21 protein-coding genes and 1 pseudogene are annotated in these 26,223 nt (G+C 72.1%); 12 read left to right on the plus strand and 10 right to left on the minus strand.

Going from position 1 to position 26,223, the window contains the following annotated elements; all coding sequences use genetic code 11:
• The first annotated feature begins 14 nt into the window (after window positions 1-14).
• A complete protein-coding gene (locus tag AC2XR2_RS34010) occupies window positions 15-1,208 on the plus strand; it encodes an ROK family transcriptional regulator (protein ID WP_491517126.1) in 1,194 nt (397 codons plus the stop codon).
• Window positions 1,209-1,300: 92 nt separating this feature from the next.
• Window positions 1,301-2,800, plus strand: a complete 1,500-nt coding sequence (locus AC2XR2_RS34015; RefSeq protein WP_491517127.1) for a M81 family metallopeptidase — start codon at window positions 1,301-1,303, stop codon at window positions 2,798-2,800.
• Between the two features lie 3 nt (window positions 2,801-2,803).
• Here the strand turns inward: AC2XR2_RS34015 and AC2XR2_RS34020 are convergent, their stop codons facing one another.
• The 5 genes and pseudogenes from AC2XR2_RS34020 to AC2XR2_RS34040 form a co-directional block, all read right to left on the minus strand.
• Window positions 2,804-3,400 (minus strand): GTP-binding protein, encoded by a 597-nt coding sequence (locus AC2XR2_RS34020; protein WP_330263774.1) that lies wholly within the window; start codon window positions 3,398-3,400, stop codon window positions 2,804-2,806.
• Window positions 3,387-3,746 carry a DUF742 domain-containing protein gene (locus tag AC2XR2_RS34025; protein WP_123763742.1) on the minus strand — a complete coding sequence of 120 codons (360 nt, stop codon included), beginning with the start codon at window positions 3,744-3,746 and terminating at the stop codon, window positions 3,387-3,389. Before AC2XR2_RS34025 ends, AC2XR2_RS34020 begins: the two co-directional genes overlap by 14 nt.
• A 1-nt stretch (window position 3,747) precedes the next feature.
• Window positions 3,748-4,170 carry a roadblock/LC7 domain-containing protein gene (locus AC2XR2_RS34030; protein ID WP_030313681.1) on the minus strand — a complete coding sequence of 141 codons (423 nt, stop codon included), beginning with the start codon at window positions 4,168-4,170 and terminating at the stop codon, window positions 3,748-3,750.
• 1,114 nt (window positions 4,171-5,284) lie between these two features.
• Window positions 5,285-7,208: pseudogene (locus AC2XR2_RS34035) on the minus strand (sensor histidine kinase); the annotation flags it as partial.
• A gap of 45 nt (window positions 7,209-7,253) precedes the next feature.
• Window positions 7,254-8,264 carry a substrate-binding domain-containing protein gene (locus AC2XR2_RS34040; RefSeq protein ID WP_381299206.1) on the minus strand — a complete coding sequence of 337 codons (1,011 nt, stop codon included), beginning with the start codon at window positions 8,262-8,264 and terminating at the stop codon, window positions 7,254-7,256.
• Between the two features lie 338 nt (window positions 8,265-8,602).
• Between AC2XR2_RS34040 and AC2XR2_RS34045 the strand changes: the two genes are divergently transcribed.
• A complete protein-coding gene (locus AC2XR2_RS34045) occupies window positions 8,603-9,334 on the plus strand; it encodes a Type 1 glutamine amidotransferase-like domain-containing protein (protein WP_123763745.1) in 732 nt (243 codons plus the stop codon).
• A gap of 196 nt (window positions 9,335-9,530) precedes the next feature.
• Here the strand turns inward: AC2XR2_RS34045 and AC2XR2_RS34050 are convergent, their stop codons facing one another.
• Entirely contained in the window at window positions 9,531-10,088 is a 558-nt protein-coding gene (locus AC2XR2_RS34050; RefSeq protein ID WP_491517128.1) for a DUF6114 domain-containing protein, read from the minus strand.
• A complete protein-coding gene (locus AC2XR2_RS34055; RefSeq protein WP_381299208.1) occupies window positions 10,088-10,753 on the minus strand; it encodes a DUF6230 family protein in 666 nt (221 codons plus the stop codon). Before AC2XR2_RS34055 ends, AC2XR2_RS34050 begins: the two co-directional genes overlap by 1 nt.
• Window positions 10,754-11,418: 665 nt before the next feature.
• Here AC2XR2_RS34055 and AC2XR2_RS34060 point away from each other — a divergent pair.
• A complete protein-coding gene (locus AC2XR2_RS34060; RefSeq protein WP_381299209.1) occupies window positions 11,419-12,081 on the plus strand; it encodes a Tat pathway signal sequence domain protein in 663 nt (220 codons plus the stop codon).
• A gap of 18 nt (window positions 12,082-12,099) precedes the next feature.
• Here AC2XR2_RS34060 and AC2XR2_RS34065 read toward each other — a convergent pair whose 3' ends face one another.
• Window positions 12,100-13,029 (minus strand): lytic polysaccharide monooxygenase, encoded by a 930-nt coding sequence (locus tag AC2XR2_RS34065; RefSeq protein WP_381299243.1) that lies wholly within the window; start codon window positions 13,027-13,029, stop codon window positions 12,100-12,102.
• A 428-nt stretch (window positions 13,030-13,457) separates the two neighbouring features.
• Here AC2XR2_RS34065 and AC2XR2_RS34070 point away from each other — a divergent pair, with 428 nt between their 5' ends.
• Window positions 13,458-15,242, plus strand: a complete 1,785-nt coding sequence (locus AC2XR2_RS34070) for a S8 family peptidase (protein ID WP_491517129.1) — start codon at window positions 13,458-13,460, stop codon at window positions 15,240-15,242.
• Window positions 15,243-15,432: 190 nt separating this feature from the next.
• Here the strand turns inward: AC2XR2_RS34070 and AC2XR2_RS34075 are convergent, their stop codons facing one another.
• Window positions 15,433-16,095, minus strand: a complete 663-nt coding sequence (locus AC2XR2_RS34075) for a ScbR family autoregulator-binding transcription factor (protein ID WP_381299211.1) — start codon at window positions 16,093-16,095, stop codon at window positions 15,433-15,435.
• A gap of 159 nt (window positions 16,096-16,254) precedes the next feature.
• Between AC2XR2_RS34075 and AC2XR2_RS34080 the strand changes: the two genes are divergently transcribed.
• From AC2XR2_RS34080 to AC2XR2_RS34095, 4 genes are all read left to right on the plus strand, one after another.
• Window positions 16,255-17,181 (plus strand): ScbA/BarX family gamma-butyrolactone biosynthesis protein, encoded by a 927-nt coding sequence (locus AC2XR2_RS34080; protein ID WP_381299212.1) that lies wholly within the window; start codon window positions 16,255-16,257, stop codon window positions 17,179-17,181.
• A gap of 70 nt (window positions 17,182-17,251) precedes the next feature.
• Window positions 17,252-17,899: a ScbR family autoregulator-binding transcription factor gene (locus AC2XR2_RS34085; protein WP_330263764.1), complete on the plus strand. Its 648-nt coding sequence runs from the start codon at window positions 17,252-17,254 to the stop codon at window positions 17,897-17,899.
• A 20-nt stretch (window positions 17,900-17,919) separates the two neighbouring features.
• On the plus strand, window positions 17,920-19,071 hold the full coding sequence (locus AC2XR2_RS34090; protein WP_491517130.1) for a damage-control phosphatase ARMT1 family protein: 1,152 nt from the start codon (window positions 17,920-17,922) through the stop codon (window positions 19,069-19,071).
• Window positions 19,072-19,138: 67 nt separating this feature from the next.
• Window positions 19,139-19,891: a class I SAM-dependent methyltransferase gene (locus AC2XR2_RS34095; RefSeq protein WP_381299214.1), complete on the plus strand. Its 753-nt coding sequence runs from the start codon at window positions 19,139-19,141 to the stop codon at window positions 19,889-19,891.
• Here the strand turns inward: AC2XR2_RS34095 and AC2XR2_RS34100 are convergent.
• Complete coding sequence (locus tag AC2XR2_RS34100; protein ID WP_491517131.1) at window positions 19,849-23,121, minus strand: tetratricopeptide repeat protein; 3,273 nt, start codon at window positions 23,119-23,121, stop codon at window positions 19,849-19,851. The two genes, AC2XR2_RS34095 and AC2XR2_RS34100, sit on opposite strands and share 43 nt — an antisense overlap.
• Window positions 23,122-23,331: 210 nt before the next feature.
• On the opposite strand from AC2XR2_RS34100, the gene AC2XR2_RS34105 reads away from it, so the two are divergent.
• The 3 genes from AC2XR2_RS34105 to AC2XR2_RS34115 all read left to right on the plus strand — a co-directional run bounded on the left by AC2XR2_RS34105 (window position 23,332) and on the right by AC2XR2_RS34115 (window position 26,110).
• A complete protein-coding gene (locus tag AC2XR2_RS34105) occupies window positions 23,332-24,198 on the plus strand; it encodes a TIGR03619 family F420-dependent LLM class oxidoreductase (protein ID WP_491517132.1) in 867 nt (288 codons plus the stop codon).
• A gap of 103 nt (window positions 24,199-24,301) precedes the next feature.
• On the plus strand, window positions 24,302-25,273 hold the full coding sequence (locus AC2XR2_RS34110; protein ID WP_491517133.1) for an ABC transporter substrate-binding protein: 972 nt from the start codon (window positions 24,302-24,304) through the stop codon (window positions 25,271-25,273).
• Between the two features lie 39 nt (window positions 25,274-25,312).
• Complete coding sequence (locus AC2XR2_RS34115; protein ID WP_491517134.1) at window positions 25,313-26,110, plus strand: ABC transporter permease; 798 nt, start codon at window positions 25,313-25,315, stop codon at window positions 26,108-26,110.
• The last annotated feature ends 113 nt before the right edge of the window (window positions 26,111-26,223 follow it).

Below are 26,223 nucleotides of genomic sequence, written 5' to 3' on the forward strand. Positions count from 1 at the left end.
GAGTAACTTCGTCCATGCTTGAAAAAAGTGCCCCGCCCCATCGGAGAAACGGCGCGGGCTTCTCCTCGCTCGCCGAGGGGATCCTCGAACTCCTCGCCTCCGGACAGGCCTCGACCCGCACGGAACTCGCCGCGCTGCTCGGCGCCGCGCCCTCCACGGTGTCCTTCGCGGTCGGCCAGTTGCTGACCCACGGGCTGGTCGCCGAGGAGGGCACCCGGTCCTCCACCGGGGGACGGCCCCGCAAGGTGCTGCGGCTCGGCGGCAGCGACGGGTACGCGGTCGCCGCCGACATCGGCGGGAAGCACGCCCACGTGGGAGTCGTCCATCCCGGGGGCGGCCTCACGGACGTGTCGACCGTGCCGTTCGCCACCGCGGAGGGACCCGAGGCCGCGCTGCCCGGGCTCGCGGACACCCTCCAGGCGCTCGTCGACCTGCACGGCCCGGACCGGCTCCGGGGCGTGGGCCTGTGTCTCCCCGGCCCGGTCGACGTCGAACCGGGTCTGGTGACCCTGCCGGCCCGCATGCCCGGCTGGAACCGCTTCCCCGTGCGCGACTGGTTCGAGGAACGCTTCACCGTCCCGGTGGCCGTCGAGAACGACGCCAACTGCATGGCCGTCGGCGAGCACAGTGTCCGGCCCGCCGAGCAGCGCCAGTCCATCATGGTCAAGGCGGGCTCCGGCATCGGCGCCGGCATCATCGCCGACGGCCGTCTGTACCGGGGCGCGACCGGAGGGGCGGGGGAGATCACCCACGTCCGGGTGGAGGCGGCCCACGACACACCCTGCTCGTGCGGCAACACCGGTTGCCTGGAGACGGTGGCGTCCGGGGCCGCACTCGTACGGCTCCTGCGCGGACGGGGCCTGCGGGTGACGGCGACGGAGGACGTCGTACGCCTCGCCGTGGACGCCGACCCGGAAGCCACCCGAGCGGTCCGCCAGGCCGGCCGCTACCTGGGCCAAGTCCTGTCGGCCAACGTGAACTTCTTCAACCCGGACGCGGTGTACCTGGGCGGCATCCTCTCCACCTTGGCGCCGTTCGTGGCGGCGGTGAGAAGCCAACTCTACGAAGGCTGCCACCCGTTGGTGACACAGCACCTGGTGATCGAGCGCACCTCGTTGGGCGCGGACGCGGGGTTGGCGGGAGCGGGCCAGTTCGCGTTGCAGCGGGCGCTGGCGCAGGCCATGCAGACGGTCACCGGAGCTCTTTAGGGGCGCGGGACGGTGTCCATGTGCGGCTCCGCCGCGTGGGCGCGACCAGCCACGACGAACCCGCAGCCGACAGACCACGTTTGGAGTCCCCCATGCACCCCGTGATCGCCGTCGCAGGCCTCGGCATCGAGTCCTCGACCTTCTCCCCGGCCCGCACCGAGGCCCCCGCCTTCCACCCCCTGCGCGGCGAGGAAGTCCTCACCCGCTACCCCTTCCTCGCCCCCGGCGAGCCCCTGCGCGAGTCGGCCGACTGGCGAGGCGCCCTCGTCGGCAAGGCACTGCCCGGCGGTACGGTGACAGCGGCCGCCTACGCCGAGCTGACCCGTGAACTACTCGACCGTCTCAGGGAACTGGGCCCCCTCGACGGCCTCTGGTACGACATCCACGGCGCGATGACGGTAGAGGGCCTGGACGACGCCGAGGCCGAACTCCTCCATCGCATACGGCAGATCACCGGCCCCGACACGGTCATCTCCACCTCCATGGACCTGCACGGCAACGTCTCCCGCGAACTCGCCCACCGCACCGACCTGATCACCTGCTACCGCATGGCACCCCACGAGGACGCGACGGAGACGAAGGAGCGCGCCGCCCGCAATCTCGTGACCCACCTCAGGAGCGGCGCCCCCCGCCCGGTCAAGGCCTGGATCCCGGTCCCCGTCCTGCTGGCCGGCGAGCAGACCAGCACCCGTATCGAACCGGCGAAGAGCGTGTACGCGGCCGTAGCGGACGTGGAAGCCACCGAGGGCGTGACGGACGCCGCGATCTGGGTCGGTTACGCGTGGGCCGACGAACCCCGCAACCGGGCCGCGGTCGTCGTCACCGGCCCTTCCGCGCAGGCGGTGACGACCGGAGCCGAACGGCTCGCCGAGGGCTTCTGGAAGGCCCGCCACGACTTCGGCTTCGTCGCGCCGACCGGCACGCTGGAGGAGTGCCTGGACGCGGCCCTGGCCTCGCGGAGGCGGCCGTACTTCATCAGCGACACCGGGGACAACCCCACGGCGGGCGGCGCCGGTGACGTCACCTGGGGGCTCCGACAGGTGCTGGCGCGACCGGAGTTCGCGGACCCCTCCGGGCCGACGGTCGTCTATGCCTCACTGCCGGGCCCGTCCGCCGTCGACACGGCGGTGGCGGCCGGTGTCGGGGCCACGGTCACCGTGACCGCGGGCGCCGAGGTCGACGACCGGCACGCGGGCCCCCTCACGCTCACCGGAGTGGTCCACGCGATCCGGCACGGTGACGAGCACGCGGTGACCGAGGTGGTGCTGCGGGTGGGGAGCGTGCACGTGGTCCTGACGCGGCTGAGGAAGCCGTACCACCATGAACACGACTTCACCGACCTGGAGTTGGAGCCCCGGAAGGCGGATGTCGTCCTCGTCAAGATCGGATATCTGGAGCCGGAGCTGTTCGCGATGGCCGCCGACTGGAAGATGGCCCTCACCCCGGGCGGAGTGGACCAGGACCTGGCGCGGCTCGGACACCGGCGCGTCCGTCGGCCGATGTTCCCGTTCGACCCGCAGATGCCCGACCCGGACCTCCGGGCCCGGCTGATCCCGTCCTCAGACAGGGAGTTGACCGGACCCGACGAGTGAGGGTCAGTCGTCCACCGCGGAGGCGATCAGCAGGTCAAGGAGGGCGATCAGCACGTCCCGGGACGACTCGCGGCGGCGGGCGTCGCACAGCACCACCGGCACCTCCGCCGGCAGCGCGAGGGACTCCCTGATGTCCTCGGCGGGGTAGGGGTGCCGGCCGTCGAACCCGTTCACGGCGACGACGAAGGGGATGCGCCGGCGTTCGAAGAAGTCCACCGCGGCGAAGCTCGACTCGGGGCGGCGGACGTCGATGAGGACGACCGCGCCCAAAGCGCCCACCGCGAGGTCGTTCCACATGAACCAGAACCGCTGCTGGCCGGGCGTGCCGAAGAGGTAGAGCACCAGTTCGTCGCTGATGGTGATGCGGCCGAAGTCCATGGCCACGGTGGTGGCCCGCTTCTGCTCGATCCCGGCGAGGTCGTCGACGCCGAGGCCGGCGACGGTGAGCGGTTCCTCCGTGCGCAGCGGGGCGATCTCGCTGACCGAGCCCACCATGGTGGTCTTGCCGACGCCGAAGCCCCCGGCGATCAGGATCTTGACGGTGTCGGGCGCGGCGGGCGTCTCAGCGGTCTCGCGGGCGCGCGTCTCAGAGCCGGCCAAGGCCTTCCCTCACTTTCTGCAACAGGTCCAGGTCCGGGGTGCGGGGCGAGACGGGGCGCGGGGGATGCGCCGTGATCAGGCCCGCCTCCAGCAGATCGCAGAGCATGATCACGACCACGCTGACCGGCAGGTCGAGCAGCGCGGCCAGCTCCGCCACGGCGACCGGGCGGGCGCACCGGCGCAGGATGCGGGTCTGCTCGGGCTGCGGGCGCGGGGCCCGCTCCGGTGGCGGGTCCACCGCGGTCACCGTCGTGATGAGGGTGAAGTCGGCACGGCTGGGCCGCGTCCGTCCGCCGGTGAGGGCGAACGGCCGCACCAGCCGGCCCGCCGCGTCGCTGTCGGTCACCTCACCCGCCGGTGGGGCCGATGCCGGCCCGCGGCGCCGCGCTGAGGTGCTCGCCGATCTTCTTCACCAGCATGTTCATCTGGTACGCCACGACCCCCACGTCGGCGTTCGGTCCGGTGAGGACGACGAGGTGGGCGCCGGGCCCCGCCGAGGTCAGGATCAGGAAACTGTTGGCCATCTCGATGAGCGCCTGGCGCACCGGGCCGCCGCGGAAGTCCATGCTGACGCCCTTGCTCAGGCTCATCAGGCCGGACGCGGTCGCCGCCAGCCGCTCGGCGTCGTCGCGCAGGAACCCGGTGGACTTGCTGACGACCAGCCCGTCCTCGGAGAGCACGACGGCCTGCGTCACGTCGGCGACCCGCTCCACGAGTCCGGTGAGCAGCTGGTCCAGCTGGGTGTGCGTGGCGGGGGTGGGGCGTGTCATGGCGGTGTCCTTCATGAGCGGTCGGTGTGGGGAGTGCGGGCGGCGACGGCCGGGTCCTGCGGGGCGTCGAGGGGGCCGTCGGGGGCCTCGGGGGAACCGGCGTCCCCGACGGCGTCCGCGCTCTCCGCAGCACGGTCCCCGGGGGTGTCGAGCGGGTCGGTCCCGTAGGCGGTGGCCTCTTTCGGTACGTCGGGTGCGGCACTGTCCGTGGCCGGGTCCTGCGAGCTCTCCGGGCCCTCCGGCTCCCACGGGTCGTCGAGGAGGTCGTCCTCGTCCCGGGCGCGTAGCGTGCCGCGCTGGAACCCGGCGAGCGAGGAGGCCGCGTGGTCCGCCGTGAACTCCTCGGCGCCCTCGTCCACACCGCTGACCGAGGGGTCGTCCCGCAACTCCACGGCAAGGCTGGTCTGCGGCACCCGCCGGGGGAGCGGGGCGAGACCGTCGAAGCGGGGCGCGGGGGGAGGGCCGAGGTCCGAGGCGGCCGAGCCCGCGGCACCGCGCGCGCCGGTGGTGTCGTCCGTCCCGGCGGGCCCGGCATCCACCGGGCCGCCCGCGCCCGCACCGGACCCCACCTCTGCGAGCCCCGGCGCACGACTGGCCCCGCTGCCTGAGCGACCTGACCCGCCCGCGTCGGCTGCCCGACCCCGACCGTCGGTGTGAGCTGAGCGGTCCGACTCGTTCGCGTCAGCTGTGTGGCCGCGAGCGTCGGTGTGAGCTGAGCGGTCCGACTCGTCCGCCTCAGCTGTGTGACCCCGAGCGTCGGTGTGAGCTGAGCGGTCCGACTCGTTCGCGTCAGCTGTGTGGCCCCGACCGTCCGTGTCAGCCGCGCGGTCCGGGTCACCCGTGCCGGTCGAGCGGGTCGTCCCGTTCGCCTCGGCTGCTCCGACCGTGTCGTCCGCGCCTGCCGAGTGGTCCGTGTCGTCCCCCTCGGGTGCGCTGCCCGTGCCGTCGGCCTCGCCCGCGTCACGTGGGTGGTCCGGTCGGTCGGCGCTCCTCGTCCGGCGGACCGGGCCGGCCGCGAGCGCGGTCCTCGCGGAGCCGCCCGCCACCGCCGCGGTCACACCGGCCGCCTCCGGTGAAACGTCACTCAAGGCGCCCGCGTCACCGAACGCCCCCGCCTCGTCCCGTACGACCACCTCGTGCGGGATCAGCACGATCGCCGTCGTCCCCCCGTACGGCGAGGACCGCAGCGTCACCTGGATGCCGTGGCGGTTGGCGAGGCGGGCGACGACGAACATGCCGAGGCGGAGGTCGTCGGCGAGGGCGACCACGTCGAACTTGGGCGCCTCGGTCAAGTGGGCGTTGAAGGCGGCGTACTCCTCCTCCGACATGCCGAGGCCCCGGTCCTCGACCTCGACGGCCAGCCCCTTGGCGACCAGCCCCGCCCGCACCCCGACCGGGCTCGGCGCGGGGGAGTACAGCGTCGCGTTCTCGATCAGCTCGGCCAGGAGGTGGATCACGTCCGCGACCGCGGGCGGCGCCAGACAGACCTCCTCCTCGGTGTGCACCTCGACCCGCTGGTACTCGGCGACCTCACCCACCGCGCTGCGCAGGATGTCGATCAGCGCGACCGGCTCGCTCCAGCTGCGCCCCGGCCGGCCGCCGCTGATGATGACCAGGTTCTCCTCGTACCGCCGCAACTGGCTTGCCGTGGAGTCCAGTTCGTACAGACCGGCCAGGACGTCCGGGTCCTGGTGCTCGCGCTCCAGCGTGTCCAGCCGGCTGAGCTGGAGGTTGACGAGGTTCTGGCTCTGCCGGGCGATCCCGAGGATCACCTTCTGGAACCCCCGCCGGGTGTCGGCGAGTTCGACGGCGGTCACCACGGCCGTCCGCTGCGCCGTGTTGAACGCCTTGGCCACCTGCCCCAGTTCGTCCGAGCCGTAGTCCAGCTCAGGCGCCGCCTTGTCCACCTCGACCTTCTCGCCGCGCTCCAGCCGCGCCACCACGTCCGGCAGCAGTTCGTGGGCGAGCCCCAGCGTGGCCACCCGCAGGCCGCGCAGCCGCCGGGACAGCGAGCGGGTGATCCGCCACGACATGACGAGGCAGATCAGCAGCGCGACCAGCCCGCCCGCGCTGAGCGACGCGGCTGTCAGCAGCTGCTCGTGCGCCTTGTCCGCGCTCCGGGTCAGCAGCCCCGAGGTCTGCTGCCGGATCAGGGCGCTGTAGCGGACGGAGACCCTTTCCATCGCGGCCGCCCACCGCTTGCGCGCGTCCGGCAGGGCCACCCGTCCCGTGCCGTCGGACCGCGCGGCGAGCACCTGGTCCTCGACGGACATCAGGGTCTGCCAGTCCGGGCTCGCGAGGATCCGCTCGGTCTGGGTCTTCGCGCTGCCGCTCAGCGCGGGCACGATCTGGTCCTCGACCAGCCAGCGGCGCGTGTTCACCAGCTGGACGAACTGCTCCCAGTCCTTCTCGGCGAGATGCCCGGACGGCCAGGCCAGGGTCAGCTGGACGTCCTCCTGCGAGGTGAGCTCCGCCGCGTGCTCCAGGGCCACGAGGGGCCCGGCCTGCGAGGTGAGGTCGCCGTCGTCGACCTGGGAGAGCTGCTGGAAGGCGTGGACCTGGTCGTCGATGATCGAGGTGTACTGGTCCAGTGCCTGTACGGCGGTGATGTCCGTGGGGTGGTCCACCTGACCGCGGTAGTACTCCAGGCTGCCGACCGAGCCCAGCACCGAGTACAGCTGGTCGGCGATGCGGCCGGGCGCCCGCTGGATCTCGTCCGACCGCCCGACGAGCTTGGCGACCGCCTTGTCGCTGTCCGCGCGCTTCTGGTCCAGCACCGACCGGGAGCCGGGCACACCGGCCAGCCAGGCGGCGGAGGCCGCGCGTTCCCCCTGGAGCGCGAGCGTGGCCTCGGTGCCCATCGCGCCGGTCGACCTGCTGAGCTCCGTCTGTGAGCGCAGCCGTAGACCCTCCGAGAACAACTGCGTGGTCGTCACGCCCCACATGGCGGTCAGCGTGACGCTGGGCACCAGCGCCAGCAGGATGAGGGAGAGACGTATGGAACCGAGGCGGCGCCGGGCACCTTTCCGGTCGGGCATGGTCGTCCTTGGGCGGTCAGCGGGAGGGTGTTCCCGAGGAAGGGGTCAACGGGTGCCGGCGGCGGCGAACTTCGCGACGGCCGCGACGTTCGTCCGGGTGACGAAGGCGGGCCCGGTCAGGACGGGGGCCACGCCGCCCCCGCTGATGTTGCCGTTGGTCTTGTACAGCCACAGCGAGTCGACCGCGAGATAGCCCTGGAGGTACGGCTGCTGGTCCACCGCGAACTGTACGTTCCCGGCACGGATCGCCTTGACCAGGTCGTTGTTGAGATCGAAGGTGGCGACCTGGGCCTTGCTGCCCGCCGCCTTCACCGAGCCCACGGCGTCCAGCGCGAACTGCGCGCCCAGGGTGACGACTTCGTCGATCCCGGGGTCCTGCCGCAGCCTCGCCGTGAGCACCGCGTCCACCGCGTCGGGGTCGGTGCCCTCCACGTACAGGTTCTCGGTCTCGCCGCCGAACGTCTTGCGCACACCGGCGCAGCGCGCCTCCAGGGCGACGTTGCCCCGCTCGTGGATGACGCACAGCGCGTGCTTGGCCTTCAGGCCGTTCAGCTTGGTGCCCACGGCCGCGCCGGCGACGCTCTCGTCCTGGCCGAAGTACTCGAGGAGCCCCTGCGACTTCCAGGCGTCGATACCGGAGTTGAGGCCGACCACCGGGATGCCCGCCGCGCGGGCCGCGGCCACCGGCGCCCTCATCGCGGCCGGCTTGGCCAGCGTCACCGCGATGCCGTCGACGCGGTCGCCGATCGCGTCCCGCACCAACTGGGCCTGGCCCGTCGGATCGGAGTCGTTCGCGTACGTCAGCTCGACACCGTCCTTCGCGGCGGCGGCCTCGGCCCCCTTGCGGACCAGCTCCCAGAAGGAGTCGTCCTTGCCCGCGTGGGTGAGCAGGGCGATTCTCAGGCGGGCGGTGTCCGCCTGCGCCCCGTCCGTGCCCGAGTCGAGCCGGGAGTCGCCGGCGCCGGAGCAGCCGGCGAGCAGCAGGAGGACGACGGCGGCCAGGGCGGCGACGGACACGGATCTGGAGCGGGCCCGAGGTGGGGGAGGAGTGTTCATGGGTGCGGCACCTCGCTGTGCGGCCGAGCAGGCGGAACGCGAAAGTGCGGCCGGAACGCGGGCGCGTCGGCCGATTGAACTTTCACTGGCCAGGAGCCAACCGCGTGTGACCGCCGGTAGTCAAGTGATCAGCCCCTTGTAGTGACTTCTCGGTTCCGCATCGTAATGATCTTCACGTCAGCGGGCAGGAGGAGGTGGCGGTAGCGGGCTTGCGCTCACGTCCCGGCCTGGCTGCGGGCGAGGGTCACGACCCGCGGGCGGCCATCCCGTCTCCGCGCCGCGTTCGCCGAGCACCGCCTGCCCCCTCCGCCGCGTGACCGCTGGCTAGGATCACGTGAATGGCCACAGAACCGACGATCGTCGCGACCTCCGGAGGACACCGCACCGGGGGTCGCACCATGGTGTCCTTCCACGCGCTGGTGCACCATGCCGTAGAGCTGTCGGGTGCCCACGGGCGCAGGCCGCGCGTGATGTACGTCGGTACGGCCATCGGGGACGCCGAGCACTTCACGGCCCGGATGCACGAGGCGGCCCGGGTGGCCGGCTTCGACCTCACCCCGCTCCAGCTCTTCCCCATGCCCAACCTGGACGACGTCGAGGGCACCGTCCTGGAACAGGACGTGGTGTGGGTGATGGGCGGCTCCGTCGCGAACCTGCTCGCCGTGTGGCGGGTCCACGGCCTGGACCGGATCATGCGCCGGGCGTGGGAGTCCGGCGTGGTGCTGAGCGGCGTCAGCGCGGGCTCCCTGTGCTGGTTCGAGGGCGGCACCACCGACTCCTACGGCCCCGAACTCCGGCCGCTCACCGACGCGTTGGGCTTCCTGCCGTACGGCAACGGAGTGCACTACGACAGCGACCCGGGCCGCCGTCCCCTGGTCCACCGGCTCGTCGCGGACGGCACCCTGCCCGTGACCCACTGCACGGACGACGGCGTGGGCCTGGTCTACCGCGGCACCGAACTCGTCGAGGCCGTCACCGAGATCCCCGGCAAGGGCGCCTACGTCGTCACCCGGGACGGGGACACGGCGGTGGAGGAACGCGTCGAACCGCGCAGGCTGCCCGGCGTGTGACGGGCGGTGCCTGCGCGGTCCGGCCCCGGGGAGGGCGGGCGCGTGATGCCGCGGACCCGGGCGGTCCGCCCCGGCAGCAGGACCCGGGCGGAGTGCGCAGGCCCGGCTGCCGGGCGCAGGACCCGGGCGGAGTGCGCGGGCCCGGCTACCTGGCGGTCCGGGTCACTGCGCGGTACGGGTCACTGCCGGGTCCGGGTCACTGGGCGGTCTGCGGGGTGGCGGAGGCCATCCCGGCCGTGCCCGTCCCGGTGCCGGGCTGCCCCGTGTCGTACGACGGACCGTCCTGCGCGGTCCGCTGTCCCTGCTCGCGCCGGTCGCGGCGGCTCGTCCGCGGGCCCTGGTCGGGCAGCCAGCCGAAGATGAGGACGCTGCCCACCACCCCGAGCAGCAGGCCGACCATGAAGCCGCCCAGGTTCGAGGTGAGCCAGGTGCCCATGGAGCACAGGACGCCGACGATCGAGTAGAACAGGCGCTGCCCCGGACTGAAGAGGGTCAGCAGACCCACCAGGATCATCAGGGTCGGCAGGAGGTAGCCCGCCACTCCCTGCATCCCGACGTGCATGACGACCTTGATCGAGGCCTTCATGGTGAGCAGGATCCAGGCCCCGCCCAGCGTGAGCCACAGTCCGCCGAAGAAGGGCCGTCCGTACACCCAGCGGGTGAACGCGTCCTGCTGGGCGACGGGTTGCTGCGCGCCCCCGGGCTGTCCGCCCTCCACCGGCTGTCCGCCGTCCACCGGCTCCTGGCTCTCCATCAGCAGGCCGTGCCGCTGAAGCTCATCTTGAGGTTGGGCAGCTTGAACACGCCGGCCGTGGTGGCGTAGTTGGTCTGGCGCAGGTTGTCGATGTACACGGTGTCGGACTGCTGGCTGAAGACGCCGAGGGGGCCCTTGACGCCGGCCTTGGTGAGGGTGCTGGCGTCGTTGCCGATCTCGATGTTCCGGAACGCGGCGTCACCGGACAGCTCGGTCGAGTCCGTGGTCAGGTCCGTCGCCTCGACCTTCTTGGCGCCCCAGCCGGCCTTGATGACGAGGTTGGTGCCGCCCAGGTCGACGCTCTGGCACAGCTTGGTGAGGGTCGCGCTCTTGATGGCGGAGGTCATCACCAGGACCTGGCCGCCGGTGTCGCCGGCGTTCGGGCTGTTGTCCGCCATGTTGTCGAGGCCGCCGAACTGCTCGAAGCCGGTGCCGTCGAGGTTCTCCGCGGTGACCGTGAAGGGCATGCCGGAGATGGCGAACTGGACGCCGAGCGCACCCTCGGCGGTCATGATCGCGAGACCCGCGGTGATCGCGACGGCCGGCACCGCCATGATCGCGGCCCGGCGACCCCGGACCCGCCCGCGTCTCGCGGAGCCGTCGGGGGCTTGTGGAGCGGAACCGCTTTCGGAGGTCTCGGAGGTGTTGCCGACGGATGAGGCCATGTGCTGCTCCCAGGGGCATAGTCAACGCAAGTGGGGCTCACGTGCGGATGTGCGGCTTCGTAGGCGTGGTGTCCTGGCGCGGACATCGGCTGCGGCGCACGCCCCCTCGCACCTCCCGGTGGCTGCAAGGGCTTTCCGGTACGTACTCCGCAGTAACGCCACGGAAGTTACCGGCGGTTACGCTCATGGGTCAAGCAAGTTGTGAGTAAAGGGTGTTGATTATGTGGCACCGGTGATCAACAAGGCCCGGACAGGCGAAAAAAACCGCCAATCAAAGATCAACTCCCTTTCGGTACCTTGACGTTGACAGATGATCAGGTCTACAACTCTCCTGGCTTCCCCCGGATCCGTGGCGCCGGATCCAAGCCTTCGGGCGGTACCTGTCCGCATTCCCGGACCGTCTGTCCATCACGGGCTCTTCACCGCCCGAGCCCGACCCTCCACGGCACCCGTACCGGCCGCTTCCCCCCTGGGCCGCACCGGGCTCGCCACCTCCCGACCGGCCCGACCGAAGCCCTCCCCCATGGGGCATTCGGACGGTCACCGGCGGCTGCCGTTGCCGGTCCGTCACGTACGGAGAAGGCGTGACGGGTCGGCAACGGCGGACGCGACACGCGTCCGCGCCCCCCACACCCACCCTCACCTCACGAAAGAGGCAACCCCGCATGCGTATGCGTTCTCTCGTCTCCCTCACCGCCGCCGCTGCCGCCTTCGCGCTCCCCGTGGCCGTGGCCGCCTCCGCCCCCGCCGCCGCGGACGACGTCGCGGTCCTCACCACCGGCTCGGTCGGCGGACCCAGCGTCGCCGAGGGCACCACCATCACGGCGTCCCTGGCCGGCGGCACCACCGCGACCCTGTTCTCCAGCGCGACCGGCACCAGCGGCATCACCTGTGCCGCCTCCACCTTCACCGCGACGGTGGGCAGCAACCCGACCGCGCCGGGCACCGCCGTCGAGTCCCTGACCGGGCAGACCTTCAGCAGCTGCACCTCGAACGTGGTCGGCGTCCTCGGCGTCACCAGCATCACGGTGAACAACCTGCCCTACACCACCGACGTCTCCTCCGGCGGCGCCGTCTCCGTGACCCCGGCAAGCGGTTCCGCGATCCAGACCACCGTCGTGCTGCGCACCCTGCTCGGCAGTGTCAGCTGCGTCTACCAGGCGGCGGCCGGCCTGTCCGGCACGGCCGACAACGCCGACAACAGCATCGCGTTCAGCAACCAGCAGTTCACCCGCACCTCCGGCTCCTCGCTGTGCCCCGCCAACGGCTTCTGGAGCGCCAAGTACAGCCCGGTGACCGCGAGCGGCGACCCCGTTTACGTCAACTGACCGCTGTAAGCGCGTAGTTCAGCGTCGGCGCAGACGAAGCGCCAGGGCGGCGCCCCCGGTGAGCACCAGCACCGCGGCGGCGCCGCCCGCAAGCACGGGCGCGGACGGTCCGGAGTTGCCGTCCGCGTCGGCGGCCACCGGCGTGGAGTCGGGGGCCACCGCGCCCGCGGAACGGGCGAGGGACGGAGCCGGCGTAGGCGTCGCGGCGGGAGTGGACGGCGCCGGACTCGTCGCCGGCTTCTTCTCCGCGGCCCGGGACCTGGTCGGCGACGCGGCCGGGGCTGCGGCCCCGTCCCCGCTCTTGTCCTCGGCCGCCGGGAACACCACGTCCGAGCACGAGTAGTACGTGTCCGCCGTACTGCTGTTCTGCCAGATCGTGTACAGCACCTGCCGCCCCGTACGGTCCTTCGGCAGCGTCATCCTGATCCGGTACGCGCCGTCCGTGAGCGCCGGGTCCTTCACCTCGGCGAACGGCCGCTCCGGCAGATCGGACCACTTCAGCGGCTTCGACGGGTCGTAGCCGGGCTCGGTGAGGTACATCCGGAACGTGCCGGTGTGCGGGATCGTGGAGACGTACTTCATGGTCAGGCTCGCGCCGGGGGACAGCCGGGTCGCCGGCCAGTCGGCGCGCGCCAGGTCCAGGCCCCGGTAGTCGGGCAGGCCACCGCTGCACAGCTTGCCGTCCGGGATCGTCTGCCGGTCCCGGCCGTTCACGTTCGCGACCCGCAGGTTGTCCCACGCGGTGAAGGGCGAGCCGTTCGCCGCCACGGCCGCCCGGCACGCGGCCGTGCCCGAGGAACCGCCGTCGGGGGAGCAGGCGAAGACCCGGCTCACCGGATCCGTGGGAGCGCCATGGGCCTGCGCGGGCGCCGCCGCGAACAAGGTCAGCAGGAAGGGTGTCAGGGCGGCGACCGCCGCACTCGTACGACGGGCTGTGGTCCAGGGCATCCGGGCCATCCGGAACGCCTCCTCGGGCGGCGCGGGAAAGACGGGCTTCCGTGCAGTACGGGACACGGCCCGCGAGCGTTCACCGGCGCCCCGCACGGTCCGCGAGCGTTCACCGGCGCCCCGCACGGTCCGCCGCAGGCAGACGCGGGCAAAGCGGCCATCCCCGGTCAACCGGTCGGCGCAGAGGGTGGGTTCCTTGCCTGCTCAAGGGTTTCCCCTGTATCCCCATGACCTTCCCTTTGCCTATCGTTCGACCACAGCTGACCCACAGGTAACCCCGAACGGGTCACGCCCGCACCCCACGTTTCGCCGGCCGGCCGCCGCGCTCCTGGCTCCACCCCCGCAGCTGCACCCCCCGCCGCTTCATCGCCGAAGCGAATCGACTGCCGCTCCGCGCTGCCCGGAGCACGGCCACGAAAGGCAAGCCCTTGCGTACCTCCCCCTCCCTCCGGCGGAAGCTGATATCCGCCGCGGCCGTCTCCGCGGCCCTGCTCTCCGTCGGCACGGCCTCCGTCGCCGTCGCCCAGGACACCCCCGCGCAGGACACCGCCGTCCCGGCCGCGCTCACCGAGGCCGCTCCCGGCGTCCAGGCCGAGCGCCTGATCGTCGGCTACAAGTCCGGCGCCGCCGAGGCCACCTCGAACAAGGCCGCCGAGGCCGACGCCGCCGCCAAGGACGCCGACTTCCAGCGCAGACTCGGCACCGGGGCCGCCCTCGTCGACCTGGGCGCGGACGCCGACAAGGCCGAAGTCGCCGACGCCGTCGCCGAGTTCAAGGCGGACCCGCAGGTCGCCTACGTCGTGCCGGACCGCCTGAACAAGCCGCAGGCCGACCCGAACGACACCGAGTACGCCAAGCAGTGGGACCTGTTCGAGTCCACGGCCGGCATGAACGTGCCCGGCGCCTGGGCGACGTCGACCGGCACCGGCGTCACCGTCGCCGTCATCGACACCGGTTACGTCACCCACTCGGACCTCGCCGCGAACATCGTCGGCGGCTACGACTTCATCTCCGACACCGCGGTATCCGTCGACGGCAACGGCCGCGACAGCAACCCCGCCGACCCGGGCGACTACTACGCGGCCAACGAGTGCGGCGCCGGCATCCCGGCTTCCACCTCCTCCTGGCACGGCACGCACGTCGCCGGCACCATCGCCGCGGTCACGAACAACAGCAAGGGCGTCGCGGGCATCGCGTACGGCGCGAAGATCTCCCCGGTGCGTGTCCTCGGCAAGTGCGGCGGCTACGACTCCGACATCATCGACGCCATCACCTGGGCGTCCGGCGGCACCGTCTCCGGAGTGCCCGCCAACACCAACGTCGCCAAGGTCATCAACATGAGCCTCGGCGGCGACGGCGCCTGCACCTCGGCGACCCAGACCGCCATCAACAACGCCGTCAGCCGCGGTACGACCGTCGTCGTGGCCGCCGGCAACGACAACGAGAACGTCTCCGGGCACTCGCCGGGCAACTGCAACAACATCATCTCGGTCGCCGCGACCAACCGCACCGGCGCCAAGGCCTCCTACTCCAACTACGGCTCCCTGGTGGACATCTCGGCGCCCGGCGGCCAGACCAGCACCGGCACCGCCAACGGCATCCTGTCCACGCTCAACTCCGGTGCCTCGACGCCCTCTTCGGAGTCGTACGCCTACTACCAGGGCACCAGCATGGCCACCCCGCACATCGCGGGCCTGGTCGCGCTGGTGAAGTCGGCCAACTCCTCGCTGACCCCGGCGCAGATCGAGACCGCCATCAAGAACAACGCCCGTCCGCTGCCGGGCGCCTGCTCCGGCGGCTGCGGCGCGGGCCTCGCGGACGCGGCGAAGACGGTCGCGGCCGTCAGCGGCGGCGGTACGACGACGGGGACGACGTTCTCCAACACCACCGCTGTCGCCGTCCCGGACAACGGCTCCGCGATCGAGTCCGCCATCACGGTCAGCGGCCGCACCGGCAACGCCCCCTCGGCCCTCCAGGTCGGCGTCGACATCACCCACACCTACCGCGGTGACCTGGTGATCGGCCTCGTCGCCCCGGACGGCACGGTGTACAGCCTGAAGACGGCCAGCTCCTCCGACGCGGCCGACAACGTCAACACCACCTACACCGTGAACGCCTCCTCCGAGACCGCCAACGGCACCTGGAAGCTGCGCGTCCAGGACACGGCGGCGCAGGACACGGGCACGCTCAACAGCTGGAAGTTGACCTTCTGAGGCAACTCCCGCGAACGAGTGGGCCGGCCGGTGCGGATGGGGCACGGGCCGGCCCACTTGCGTGCGGCACGCGTGGGAGGGCCGGCCCACTCCCGTGCGGGACCCCGTGACAGGTAGGGCCCTCTCCCGTGCGGCGCCCGTGGGAGGTCCGGCCCACTCCCGTGCGGCGCCCGTGGCGGAGCCCCCGCGCTCAGGCCTCCGCGCCCACCAGTTCCCGGCCCTCGATCAGCGCCAGCAGCCGGGCCCCGCGGTCGGGTCGGCTGTCGAGGCCGGTCAGCAGTCCCGGCACCGCGATGCTCGGCAGCATGTGGGCCCACATCACGGAGATCCGGTGCCCGAGATCCGCCCGCTCGTGCAGCGCCCGTGACATCAACTGCACTCCGGCGAACGCCCCGACCAGCAGATCAGCCGTCTCCCGCGGCTCCACCGTGGGCAGCAACTCGCCCTGTTCCCGGGCCCCTTGCAGCATCCCCGTCAGATGCTCGCCCCACTGCCTGAACGGCCCCGTGTGATCGACCCCGGGCGGCGCGCACTGGTCCACCGTCAGCCGCACGCTGCCCTTCAGCAGGGAGTTGGTCCGCAGCCGCTGCCCGAAGACGAACGTCATGTCGACGATCTCCTGGAGCTTGCACGGATGCGGCGGCACGGCCCCCAGCGACAACTGCTCGTCGAGCACCGCCTGGGCGAGGGACTCCTTGGAGGGGAAGTGGAAGTACAGGGCGCCTTTGGTGACTTCGGCCCGCTCCAGCACCATCGCGATGGTGCTCGCCGCGTACCCGTGCTCGTCGAAGACGGCGCCCGCGGCCTCCACGATCGTCCTGCGTGTCCTGATGGCGCGCTCCTGTCTCGCCACAAGAACCCCTCCCATGAGCCGAGTCGGGTCTCGTCCGGTCTCGATCAGGTCACATTGAAAACAGACCGGAATCCCTCGTACTCTATCGCTCACCGGCACGGGCACCTCGCCGTCCGTCATCGCTACGGAGGAACCGCTTCGGAGGAACGAGGGGGAGACATGCCAGAGTTGCGGCAGTTCGCACAGTTCCCGTCCGCGTCCGGGCCCCTGACGGCGACCGTCCCCCGCGAACTCGTGCACCGCGTGTCCGTCGCGGAGACCCTCCTCACCGGCTGGACCAGGACCGGACCCGACCGTTTCAGTCTCACCGCCCAGTGGCCGCGCGCCCACCAGTTACACGTGTCGGCGGACCGCTCGGCCTATGAGCCGCTGCTGGTTGCAGAAACGGTCCGCCAGTGCGGGGCGCTGCTCGCCCACACCGCCTACGAGGTCCCCATAGGTCATCAGTTCGTCCTCCGGGACCTGCGTGTCGACACCCGCCCCGAGCATCTGGCGGTCGGCGCCACCCCCGCCGAACCCGTCGTCGACATCACCGTCGACGAGGTCCGCCGGCGCGCGGGCCGACCCGCCGCGCTGAGCTACGACGCCGTGGTCCACCTCGGGCCGGAGCGCGTCGCGACCGGCCGCATCGCCGTGAGCTGGACGAAGGAGAGCGTCTACCGCCGGCTGCGCGGGGGGCGTACCGCCGACGTGGGGGCCCTGCGGCTGCCCCGGCCGACGCCGGCGCCCTTGCCGGCCGACGCGGTGGGACGGGCCCTGTCCACCGACGTGCTCCTGTCGCCCGCCGACCGCCCCGACCGCTGGCGGCTCAGGGTCGATACCGCGCACCCCGTTTTCTTCGATCACCCGCTGGACCACATCCCCGGCATGCTCCTCCTGGAGGCCGCCCGCCAGGCCGTACGGGCGCACGGCGGCGCGGACGGCCCGGTGCCCGCGTCCTTCCACGCCACGTTTCACCAGTTCGCCGAGCTGGACCGGCCGGTCTGGATCGAGGTGAGCGGCACGGGCGGCGCCGACGTACAAGTCGTAGCGCTGCAAGGGGAGTCGGTGACCTTCGTATGCCGTGTAGGTGCCGTCGCAGGGTGAGTTATCGTGTACAGGGAGTGAGAAACAAACGGCATGACCCGTTCTTTTCCGTCACAGGAGTGTGCAGTCGATGCCGAGGCAGTTACGCGCTGAACAGACCCGAGCGACGATCATCACCGCCGCCGCCGATCTGTTCGACCGTCGTGGCTATGAATCGACCAGTCTCAGCGACATCGTCGAGCACGCCCAAGTCACCAAGGGCGCGCTGTACTTCCACTTCGCGGCGAAGGACGACCTCGCCCACGCGATCATGGAGATACAGTCCCGGACCTCGCGTCAGGTGGCCGGGGACGTGGAGGCCCGTGGCTGCACCTCGCTGGAGGCGCTGGTCCGCATCACCTTCCAGATAGCGCGGTTGTCGGTCGAGGGGCCCATACTGCGGGCCGGACTCCGGCTCGCCACGGGCGGAGTCGAGGTGCGGGCACCGCTGCGGCACCCGTTCACCGAGTGGCTCGACCTCGCGACGGGAAAACTGCTCGGCGCGGTCAAGGAGTCCGACCTCCACCCGGACACCGACGTGGACGCGGTCGCCCACTCGCTCGTCTGCTTCTTCGTCGGGACACGCGTGGTGGGACCGCATCTGGAGCCGGTCGGCCGGCAGCCGCGGCGACTCGCCCAGATGTGGCACGTGATGATCCGGGGGCTGGTGCCGGTGCCCCGCCGGGCCCGCTACCTGGCACTGGTGAGCCAGCTGGAGCAGGAGTCGAGAGGCGTCTGAAGGGTGGCTACAGTCGGCGTATGTCTGTCAGCGCCGCCGTAGTCCTCGCCAGTGAACCCGGCTCCTTCCCGCACAGTGTGCTCGCCGAGCGGCACCCCGCGATCATCGCGCAGGTGCGGGAGGCCTTCCCCTACGGCCCCGAGCAGCACCGTGCTCTCGACGCGCTGCTCGACAACTGCACCAAGGGCGTGATCGAACCGCTCCCCGGCGGGGCGTGGGCCGAGTGGGGCATCGACACCCACCTCGGGCAGTCCTGGTTCGACGTGCCCTGGCTGTGGTCCGAGAGCTACTTCTACCGCCGGCTCCTCGACGCCGTCGGCTACTTCGCCCCCGGCCCCTGGCAGGGCATCGACCCCTTCCGGCCCGCCAAGCTCACCGAGCTCGACTCCCCGGAGACGGACCAGGAACTGGCCGCGCTGGACGAGCTCGCCTCCCGGTCCGTCGAGGAGCGGGGTGCGGCCCTGCTGCACGGCTCGCTGTGGGGCAACCGCGCCGACCTCGGGTTCCGGCTCTCCGACGGCCGGGCCGAGGGACGGGACGCCGTACCCGATCTGGTCGCCGACGACAGCGAACGGCTGTGGGAGCTGCTCGACGGCACCGGCACGCTGTGCCTGATCGCCGACAACGCCGGGCGCGAACTCATCCCCGACCTGCTCCTCCTCGCCCACCTCCTCGAACACGGGCGCATCGAGCGGGCCGTCCTGCACGTGAAGCCGTACCCCTACTACGTCTCCGACGCCACCACCGCCGACGTCGTCGACTCGCTGCGCCGGCTGGTGCGGGCGCCGGGGGAGGCCGAGGGATACGGTCGGCGGCTGTGGGACGCCATGGCGGACGGGCGGCTCGGCGTCCGCGCGCACGCGTTCTCCTGCGCGCCGCTGCCGTACGCCGACATGCCCGACGACCTGCGTACGGAGATCGGCGGAGCCGCCCTGACCGTGCTGAAGGGGGACCTCAACTACCGGCGTCTGGTGGGGGACCGGTGGTGGGCGCCGACCACGTCCTTCGCCGAGACGACCGTCCATTTCCCGGGGCCGGTCGCCGCGCTGCGCACACTGAAGTCCGATGTGATCACCGGGCTCGACGCCCGCACGGAGGCCGCGCTGGTCGAGGCGGAGGGGCAGCGCTGGCGGACCGGCGGGACCCACGCGCTCATCCAGGTCCGGCCCTGAGGAGCGTTATGCTGCCTGAGGCTGGGCTGCCACACGTCCCGCCGACGGGCAGCGAAAGAGGACGTCATTGACCCCGCGGTACCTGAGCAATCCTGGGGAGCCCGTCTACGACGTGGACGCGCGGCGCTACGTCGACGTCACGGACCCCCGTGACGAGGCCGACCTGCACGACGTGTTCACGGACATCTACCGCACCAACCGCTGGGGTTCCGACGAGACCCGCTCAGGACCGGGCTCCGAGCTACAGCGCATGAAGCGGGTGATCGCCCAACTCGGCGCTCTCATCGAGGACTTGGGTGTCCGGTCGGTACTGGACGCACCCTGCGGCGACTTCAACTGGATGCGGTACGTCGAACTGCACGGCGCCTCCTACCTCGGCGGGGACGTGGTCGCGGAACTCGTCGCCGCCAACCGCGTCAACCACCCGGGCCCGGGGCGGGAGTTCCAGCTGCTCGACTTCACCGCGCAGCCGGTGCCGCGGGTCGACCTCATCGTGTGCCGGGACGCCCTCGTGCACTTCTCCTACCAGCACGTGGTGGAGGCCCTGACCCGGTTCCGGGAGAGCGGCTCACGCTATCTCCTCACCACCACCTTCCCCCGGACGCCGGCCAACACCGACATCGTCACCGGCTGGTGGCGCCCCATCGACCTGTGCAAGGCACCCTTCGGCCTGCCCGAGCCGCTCCAGGTCATCGACGACGACGAGTCCGACGACTTCTACGACGACAAGACCCTCGCCCTGTGGGACCTCAGCCGGATCCCCTCCCGTTTCCCGGGCTACGAACCGGCCGCCGCGGAATCGGGATCGCGAGGCGTCTGATCGCCGTCCTCGGTCCGCAGGCGGGCCAGCGCCTCCCCGGCGGCCAGCGTCCGCGGGTGACGTAGCCCCAGCACCTCCTCGCAGGCCTCCCGCACCTCCGTGAACTCCGTCCGGGCCTCGGCGAGTTCACCCTTGAGGCACAGCAGGTCGGCCAGGTTGTGCCGGACCGCCAAGGTCCCCGGATGCCGTGGCCCCAGCGTGTCCACGCAGTCCGCGAGCACCGTGCGGTACTCCGCCTCCGCCCGCTCGACATGCCCGCGCAGGTGCAGGACGTGCGCCGCGCCGTGCCGTACGGACAGGGTCAGCAGGTGCTGTTCGCCCAGCACGGTCCGCCGGGCCTCGTAGACCTCCCTGAACTCCTGTTCCGCGGCCGCGAACCGGCCCTGGTCCTTGAGCAGGTCGGCGAGGTTGTGCCGGACCGCGAGGGTGCCGGGGTGACGGGGGCCCAGGGTGTCGACGCAGTCCGCCAGCACCGTGCGGTACTCGGTTTCCGCCCGCTCGACATGGCCGCGCAGGTGCAGGACGTGCGCCGCGCCGTGCCGTACGGACAGGGTCAGCAGGTGCTGCTCGCCCAGCACCTCGCGGCGCGCCGCGTACACCTCCCTGAACTCCGCCTCCGCCGCCTCCAGTTGCCCCCGCTCCATCAGCAGGTCGGCCAGGTTGTGCCGGACCACCAGGGTGTGCGGGTGCATGTCGCCGAGCAGTCGGCGCTGCACCTCGAAGACCTCCCGGAACTCGGTCTCCGCGTCACCGGGCCAGCCCCGGTCGCGCAGCACGGTGGCCAGGCCGTGCCGGGCGGACACGGTCTCCGGGTGGTCCTCGCCGTAGGCATCGGCGCGCGTCGCCAGCACCGTGCGGAACTCGCGCTCGGCCTCGGCCAGCAGGCCGCGGTCGCGCAGCACGTCGGCGAGGTCGTGGCGCACCGCGAGCGTGCTCGGGTGGCGTTCGCCCAGCACCCGCGCACACACCTCGAGCGTCTCCCGCAGCTCCAGCTCGGCCTGGCGGAACATCCCGCGCTCGTGCAGCACCTGGGCCATCTCGTGCCGGGTGGCCAGGGTATCGGGATGGTTGGCGCCGAGGGTCTCCCGGTAGGCGTCCAGGAGCAGGCGGTACTCCTCCTCGGCCTCCGCGAGCAGCCCCCGGTAACGGGCCATCCAGGCCACGCCCTTGCGGGCGGCGAGGGTCCGGGGGTCGCGCTCGCCCAGCAGGGCCCGGCGCGTGGCGTGCACCGCGCGGTACTCGGTCTCCGCCTCCACCGGGCGGCCCCGGCCGTTGAGCAGGTTCGCGAGCGCGTACCGGGCGTCGGCGGTCTCGGCGGCCGCGTCGCCGAACAGCGCCCGGGTGTCCTCCAGCACCGTACGGAACAGCGACTCGGCCGCGGACAAGCGACCGCGCATGTGCAGCAAGTGGGCCGCGGCGGCCCGTACTTCGAGCGCGTCGGGATCGCGCGGGCCGCACGCGAGCACCACCGGCTCGCACGCGTCGAGCACCTCCTCCGCGCGGTCCAGCCAGCCCCGCCGGAACAGATGCCGGGCCCCGGCCGCCGCCGCCCGCAGCGCCTTGGAGACCAGCTCGTCCTCGGCCTCGTACGGGTCGCCCATCAGGGCCAGCGGGGCGTCGCAGTGCGGGAGCAGCAGCCGCCAGCGCGGCCAGTCGCGCGGGTCGTCCTCGCTCAGCTCGGCGGTGGCGCAGACGACCAGGTCGGCGACGACGGCCGCGTACTCCTCCCAGTGCTCGGCGAGGTCCCGCTGGAGCCGGCCGGCGTCCCGGACCAGGGGGTGCAGCACCAGGGTGCGGGCGTGGTCGTCGCCGCCGGGCGGGGTGTGCAGCTCGACCAGGCCGAAGTCGGCGAGCGCGGTGAGCGCGGTGTACAGCTCCTGGGGGGTGATCCCGGGCAGCAGCGAGGAGGCCGCCAGCCGGTCCGGCCGTAACAGACCGACCAGCGGTACCGGGGCCTCGCCCAGGCAGCACAGCAGCCGCATCAGCGGCCGGGCCTGGACGATGCCCCGGCGCTCCAGGAGGTCCAGGGACAGCTCCCAGGTGCCGGTCACCGGGACGGAGTAGGTGCCGCCCTGCTGCCCGGGCGGGCGCTGGTCGAGGAGTTCGGTGAAGCGCTCGTCGAGGGCCACGCGGTAGTCGGCGTACGTCCGCACGGTCGTCGTGCCCGGCCAGGCGGGGAACGCCGAGGCCGCCGCGAGATGCGAACCGGCGATGCGCAGCGCCAGCGGCAGCCCGCCGAGCCGGCGGGTCAGCATCCGGGCGTCCTCGCGCGAACCGGCCCGCTCCCCGGCGAGGTCCCAGAGCACCTCGGTCGCGTCGTCCTCCTCCAGGGCGTCGACCGAGTGCAGCGTGGCCCACGGCCCCCAGGTCGTGGGGCTGCTGTCCCGGCTGGTGATCAGCACCAGCCCCGGCAGCTCGGCGGCGGGCCGGATCCATCCCGTGCCCTCCGCCAACCGGCCGTAGGGCGCCAGGTGTTCGGGCTCGTCGGCGTTGTCCACCACCAGCAGCCAGGGGCTCGCGGTGTCGCACAGCCGCCGCCACAGCAGATCGGTCGCGCTCGAACGCCCGGACCAGGCACGGTCGATGAGATCCGCGGGCGTGCCCAGCGCGGCCACCACCTCGCGCATCCCCGCGCTCAGCGCGGCGGGGTTCTTCGCCGTCACCCACCACACGTCGACGTTCAGCGCGGCGGCGTACGCGGCGATCTCCAGGGCGACCGTGGTCTTCCCGCTCCCGCCCATGCCGTGCAGCACCCGCACTCCCGAAGTCGGCTTGCCCACCAGCTGCTTGAGCGTGTCCAGCAGCGGCCCACGGCCGCGCACCCGGCGGTCGAGCCGGCCCAGCGGAGGAGCGACGGTCAGCGCGCCCGGGGCGCGGGCGGGCTCCAGCGGGGCCGGCGGCTGCTGGACCTGGATGAAAACCGGGCGCACCATGCCGGAGAACTCCTGGACGAACTCCGTCAGCAGCCCGGACAGCGTGGGGTCGCGTTCCAGCAGACCGCGCAGGGTGCTGTCCCACTCCTCCCGCTGCTGCCGCAGGATGACCTGCCGCCGCCCCGGCGGCGCGGCGTCCAGCTCCGCCCGCGCGCGGTCCAGCCGCTCCACGTCCTCCCGGCGCAGGAACCGCGCGATCCGGTGCCGGGCCACCTGCCAGGCGTCGGTGGTCATCAGCCCCACCATCGTGCCCGCGGCGGCGGCAGCGGTCTGGGTGAACAACTCTGCCCCGAACATCGAGGACCCCCCTGTCGGCACACACCTCGACGGCTCTGCCCGAACCCCTCTCCCGCTTTCAGGTTCTCATGTCACACGGGACGGAAGGGACTTGATTCCGTCGATGGGCCCGGCACGGGACGAAGGCCGCGTACGGGATGAGGGGCGGCTGTCGCCTTGTTGGCTCTGGTGCACCATCCCCGTCACCTCACGCCAAGGGAGGCGCATCGCATGCGTCTGGGAGTCGCTCCGCACCGACTGTGGCCCGCTCATGAGGACGAGCTCGACGGCGTCCTCGAAACCACCCGTACGGCCGAGGAGTTGGGCTTCGACCACATCATCGCGAGCAGTCATCTGCTGGCCGGAGCGGCGGGGGTGACGCCGGACCCGCTGGTCCTGCTGTCGGCGGCGGCGGGGGCGACCAGCAGGATCGGCCTGGTCACCAGTGTCCTCATCCTGCCCCTGTACAACCCGGCCGTCGTGGCTCACCAGGCCGCCACACTCGACCGTCTGTCAGGCGGCCGCCTCACCCTCGGTGTCGGCACCGGCTGGGACACCGCGGAGTTCGACGCGGCCGGGGTCCCGTTCGCCGGACGGGGCCGCCGGGCCGACGAACAGCTGGACGCAGTACGGAAGTTGTGGCGGGACGAGGCGGAGGTACGGCTCGGGGTGCGGCCGCGCACGCCCGGGGGGCCGCCCGTGTGGGTCGGCGGACACAGCGACGCCGCTCTGCGCCGGGCTGTGCGGTACGGCGACGCATGGCACGGGTTCGGCCTCGACGCGGCCGGACTCGCCGAGGTGCGGGGCCGGTTGGCGGGGCTCGGCGAGGAGGCGGGGCGGGATCCGGCCACCCCGCTGGAGCTGACGGCGGGCCAGGTCCTCGTACCGCCGGGCTTCGAGGCCGTCGTACAGCCGTCCGGCTGGCGGCCGTTGGGCGGAGCCGCGCCGACCGCCGAGCGGGTGCGCGAGGAGCTGGGTGAGCTCGCCGACGCCGGGCTCACCGCCTGTTCGCTGTGGCTGCCGGTCGCCACCGAGGCGCTGTCCGACGCGCTCGCATGGGTGGCGGAGGAGGTCCTTTCGCACTTCAGCCAGGAGTGACGAATTCGGCTGACCGTGAAGTGACCATTCGGCTGACCGTGATGCGACGGTTCGGCTGACCTTGATGTAGTGATCATGTCAATCGATGGGTCATCATGCCAGAATGGCGTTACGACCTTGGCGTTCGGGAAGTGGGAAGGCGACGGCCGCCGCGGCCGCGCTCGTGCTGGCCCTCACGGCGTGCGGCGGTGACGGGGACTCCGGGTCCTCCGGCGGCGGGCGTACGACGGTCAGGGTGGCCGCGCTGCCCCTGAGCGACTGCGCCATGCTGTACATCGCGCAGAACCGCGGGCTCTTCGAGAAAGAGGGGCTCGACGTCCGCATCCAGCAGATCCAGCAGAGCCTCCAGGCGCTCCCGGCCCTGTCCAAGGGGCAGATCGACATGGTCGCGAGCGCGAACTACGTCACCTACTTCCAGGCCCAGGACCAGGGCACCCTCGACATCCGGATCGTCGCCGAGGCGATCAGGGCGGCGCCGCGCATGATGGACGTCCTCGTGCCGAAGGACTCCGACATCAAGACCCTCGCCGACCTCGAGGGCAGGAAACTCGCCGTCAACGTCCTCAACAACGTCCAGTCGCTGACCTTCAACGAGATCCTGGCCGAGCACGGTGTCGGCGCGCCCGTCTACCGGCAGATCCCCTTCCCGCAGATGGGTGCGGCCCTGGACAGGGGACAGGTCGACGCCGTGCACGCGGTCGAACCCTTCGACAGCGCCATCCAGGACGAGTCGGGGGCGAGGGTGCTGGTGGACGGGGCCTCGGCACCCGTCGGGGCGATCCCGCTCAGCGGCTACATCACGACGTCGGCGTACGCCGGGAAGAACGGGGACGCGCTGGCCCGGTTCCAACGGGCCCTCAAGGCCGCCGTGCGGCTCGCCGACGCCGATCCGTCGCTCGTGCGGGCGGTGCTGCCGACGTACACCAAGGTCACCAAGGAGCAGGCGGAGAAGATCGACCTGCCGGTGTATCCGGCGACGATGGACGGGACGCAGATCGCGCGGGTCACCGAACTCATGCGGAAACAGAAGATGTTGAAGAAGCCGATCGATCCGGCGTCGCTGCTGGTGAAGTGAGAGGCCTGCCCGGTGCGGTGGTTGTGGGCGCGTCGGTGGGTGCGGGCCGGTCGGGAGTGGTGGCTGGGGCTCCTCGGGGTGCTGATCGCCTTCGGGGTGTGCGAGGCGGTGAGCCGGGCGGGCCTGGTCCGTCGCAGTTACCTCCCGCCGGCCTCCGAAGTCGCCTCCCGGGCGGTGGAGTTGGCGGGTGACCCCGTGTTCCTCGACGGCATCGGGGCGACCCTGCGCGCCTGGGCGCTCGGACTCGCCCTCGCCTGCGCCGTCGCCGTACCGCTCGGGCTGCTGCTGGGCAGTGTGCCGCTCGTCGACGCGGCCGCCCGGGCGATCGTCGAGCTGCTGCGGCCGCTGCCGTCCGTCGCGCTCATCCCGCTGGTGTCCCTGCTGCTGGGCTCCGGGACCGAGACCGAGGTCGCGCTGATCGCCTACGCCTCGGTGTGGCCGGTCCTCTTCAACACCGTCTACGGCCTGGGCGAGACCGACCCCCTCGCCAAGGACACCCTGCGCGCCTTCGGCTTCGGCCGCCTCGCGGTCCTCCTGCGCGCCGAACTCCCCGCCACGGCCCCCTTCATCGCCGCCGGCATCCGCATCTCCGCCGCGGTCGCCCTCATCCTCGCCGTCGCCACGGAGATCCTCTCCGGCTTCGGCGAGGGCCTCGGCATCTTCATCGCCCAGGCCGGCCTGGCCACGGACGGCACGCGGGATGTCCTGGCGGGGGTGGTGTGGGCCGGTGTTCTGGGGCTGGTGATCAACGGGGCGCTGGTGTGGGCCGAACGACGACTGTTTCCGTGGACGCCGGAACACCGGGGGACGGGTGGGGTGGGGGCGAGCGGCGGATGACGGGAGGCGGGGAGGTGGAGGAGTGGGGTGAGGATCGGGACGGGGAGTTGGGGGAACCGTCCGGAAGCCGCTCGGGCAGCTCGTCGGCTCCGCAGCCACCCGCCAACCGCCCG

The sequence above is a fragment of the Streptomyces sp. LS-MS-L19 genome, from assembly GCF_058382285.1.

Excerpts from the sequence above, each read along its gene's own strand:
- AC2XR2_RS34055 (WP_381299208.1), bottom strand. The coding sequence starts at position 10,753 with ATGGCCTCATCCGTCGGCAACACCTCCGAGACCTCCGAAAGCGGTTCC.
- AC2XR2_RS34040 (WP_381299206.1), bottom strand. The coding sequence starts at position 8,264 with ATGAACACTCCTCCCCCACCTCGGGCCCGCTCCAGATCCGTGTCCGTC.
- AC2XR2_RS34105 (WP_491517132.1), top strand. The coding sequence starts at position 23,332 with ATGCGTCTGGGAGTCGCTCCGCACCGACTGTGGCCCGCTCATGAGGAC.
- AC2XR2_RS34010 (WP_491517126.1), top strand. The coding sequence starts at position 15 with ATGCTTGAAAAAAGTGCCCCGCCCCATCGGAGAAACGGCGCGGGCTTC.
- AC2XR2_RS34050 (WP_491517128.1), bottom strand. The coding sequence starts at position 10,088 with ATGGAGAGCCAGGAGCCGGTGGACGGCGGACAGCCGGTGGAGGGCGGA.
- AC2XR2_RS34085 (WP_330263764.1), top strand. The coding sequence starts at position 17,252 with ATGCCGAGGCAGTTACGCGCTGAACAGACCCGAGCGACGATCATCACC.
- AC2XR2_RS34045 (WP_123763745.1), top strand. The coding sequence starts at position 8,603 with ATGGCCACAGAACCGACGATCGTCGCGACCTCCGGAGGACACCGCACC.
- AC2XR2_RS34065 (WP_381299243.1), bottom strand. The coding sequence starts at position 13,029 with ATGCCCTGGACCACAGCCCGTCGTACGAGTGCGGCGGTCGCCGCCCTG.
- AC2XR2_RS34100 (WP_491517131.1), bottom strand. The coding sequence starts at position 23,121 with ATGTTCGGGGCAGAGTTGTTCACCCAGACCGCTGCCGCCGCCGCGGGC.
- AC2XR2_RS34030 (WP_030313681.1), bottom strand. The coding sequence starts at position 4,170 with ATGACACGCCCCACCCCCGCCACGCACACCCAGCTGGACCAGCTGCTC.
- AC2XR2_RS34015 (WP_491517127.1), top strand. The coding sequence starts at position 1,301 with ATGCACCCCGTGATCGCCGTCGCAGGCCTCGGCATCGAGTCCTCGACC.
- AC2XR2_RS34110 (WP_491517133.1), top strand. The coding sequence starts at position 24,302 with ATGGCGTTACGACCTTGGCGTTCGGGAAGTGGGAAGGCGACGGCCGCC.
- AC2XR2_RS34090 (WP_491517130.1), top strand. The coding sequence starts at position 17,920 with ATGTCTGTCAGCGCCGCCGTAGTCCTCGCCAGTGAACCCGGCTCCTTC.
- AC2XR2_RS34060 (WP_381299209.1), top strand. The coding sequence starts at position 11,419 with ATGCGTATGCGTTCTCTCGTCTCCCTCACCGCCGCCGCTGCCGCCTTC.
- AC2XR2_RS34080 (WP_381299212.1), top strand. The coding sequence starts at position 16,255 with ATGCCAGAGTTGCGGCAGTTCGCACAGTTCCCGTCCGCGTCCGGGCCC.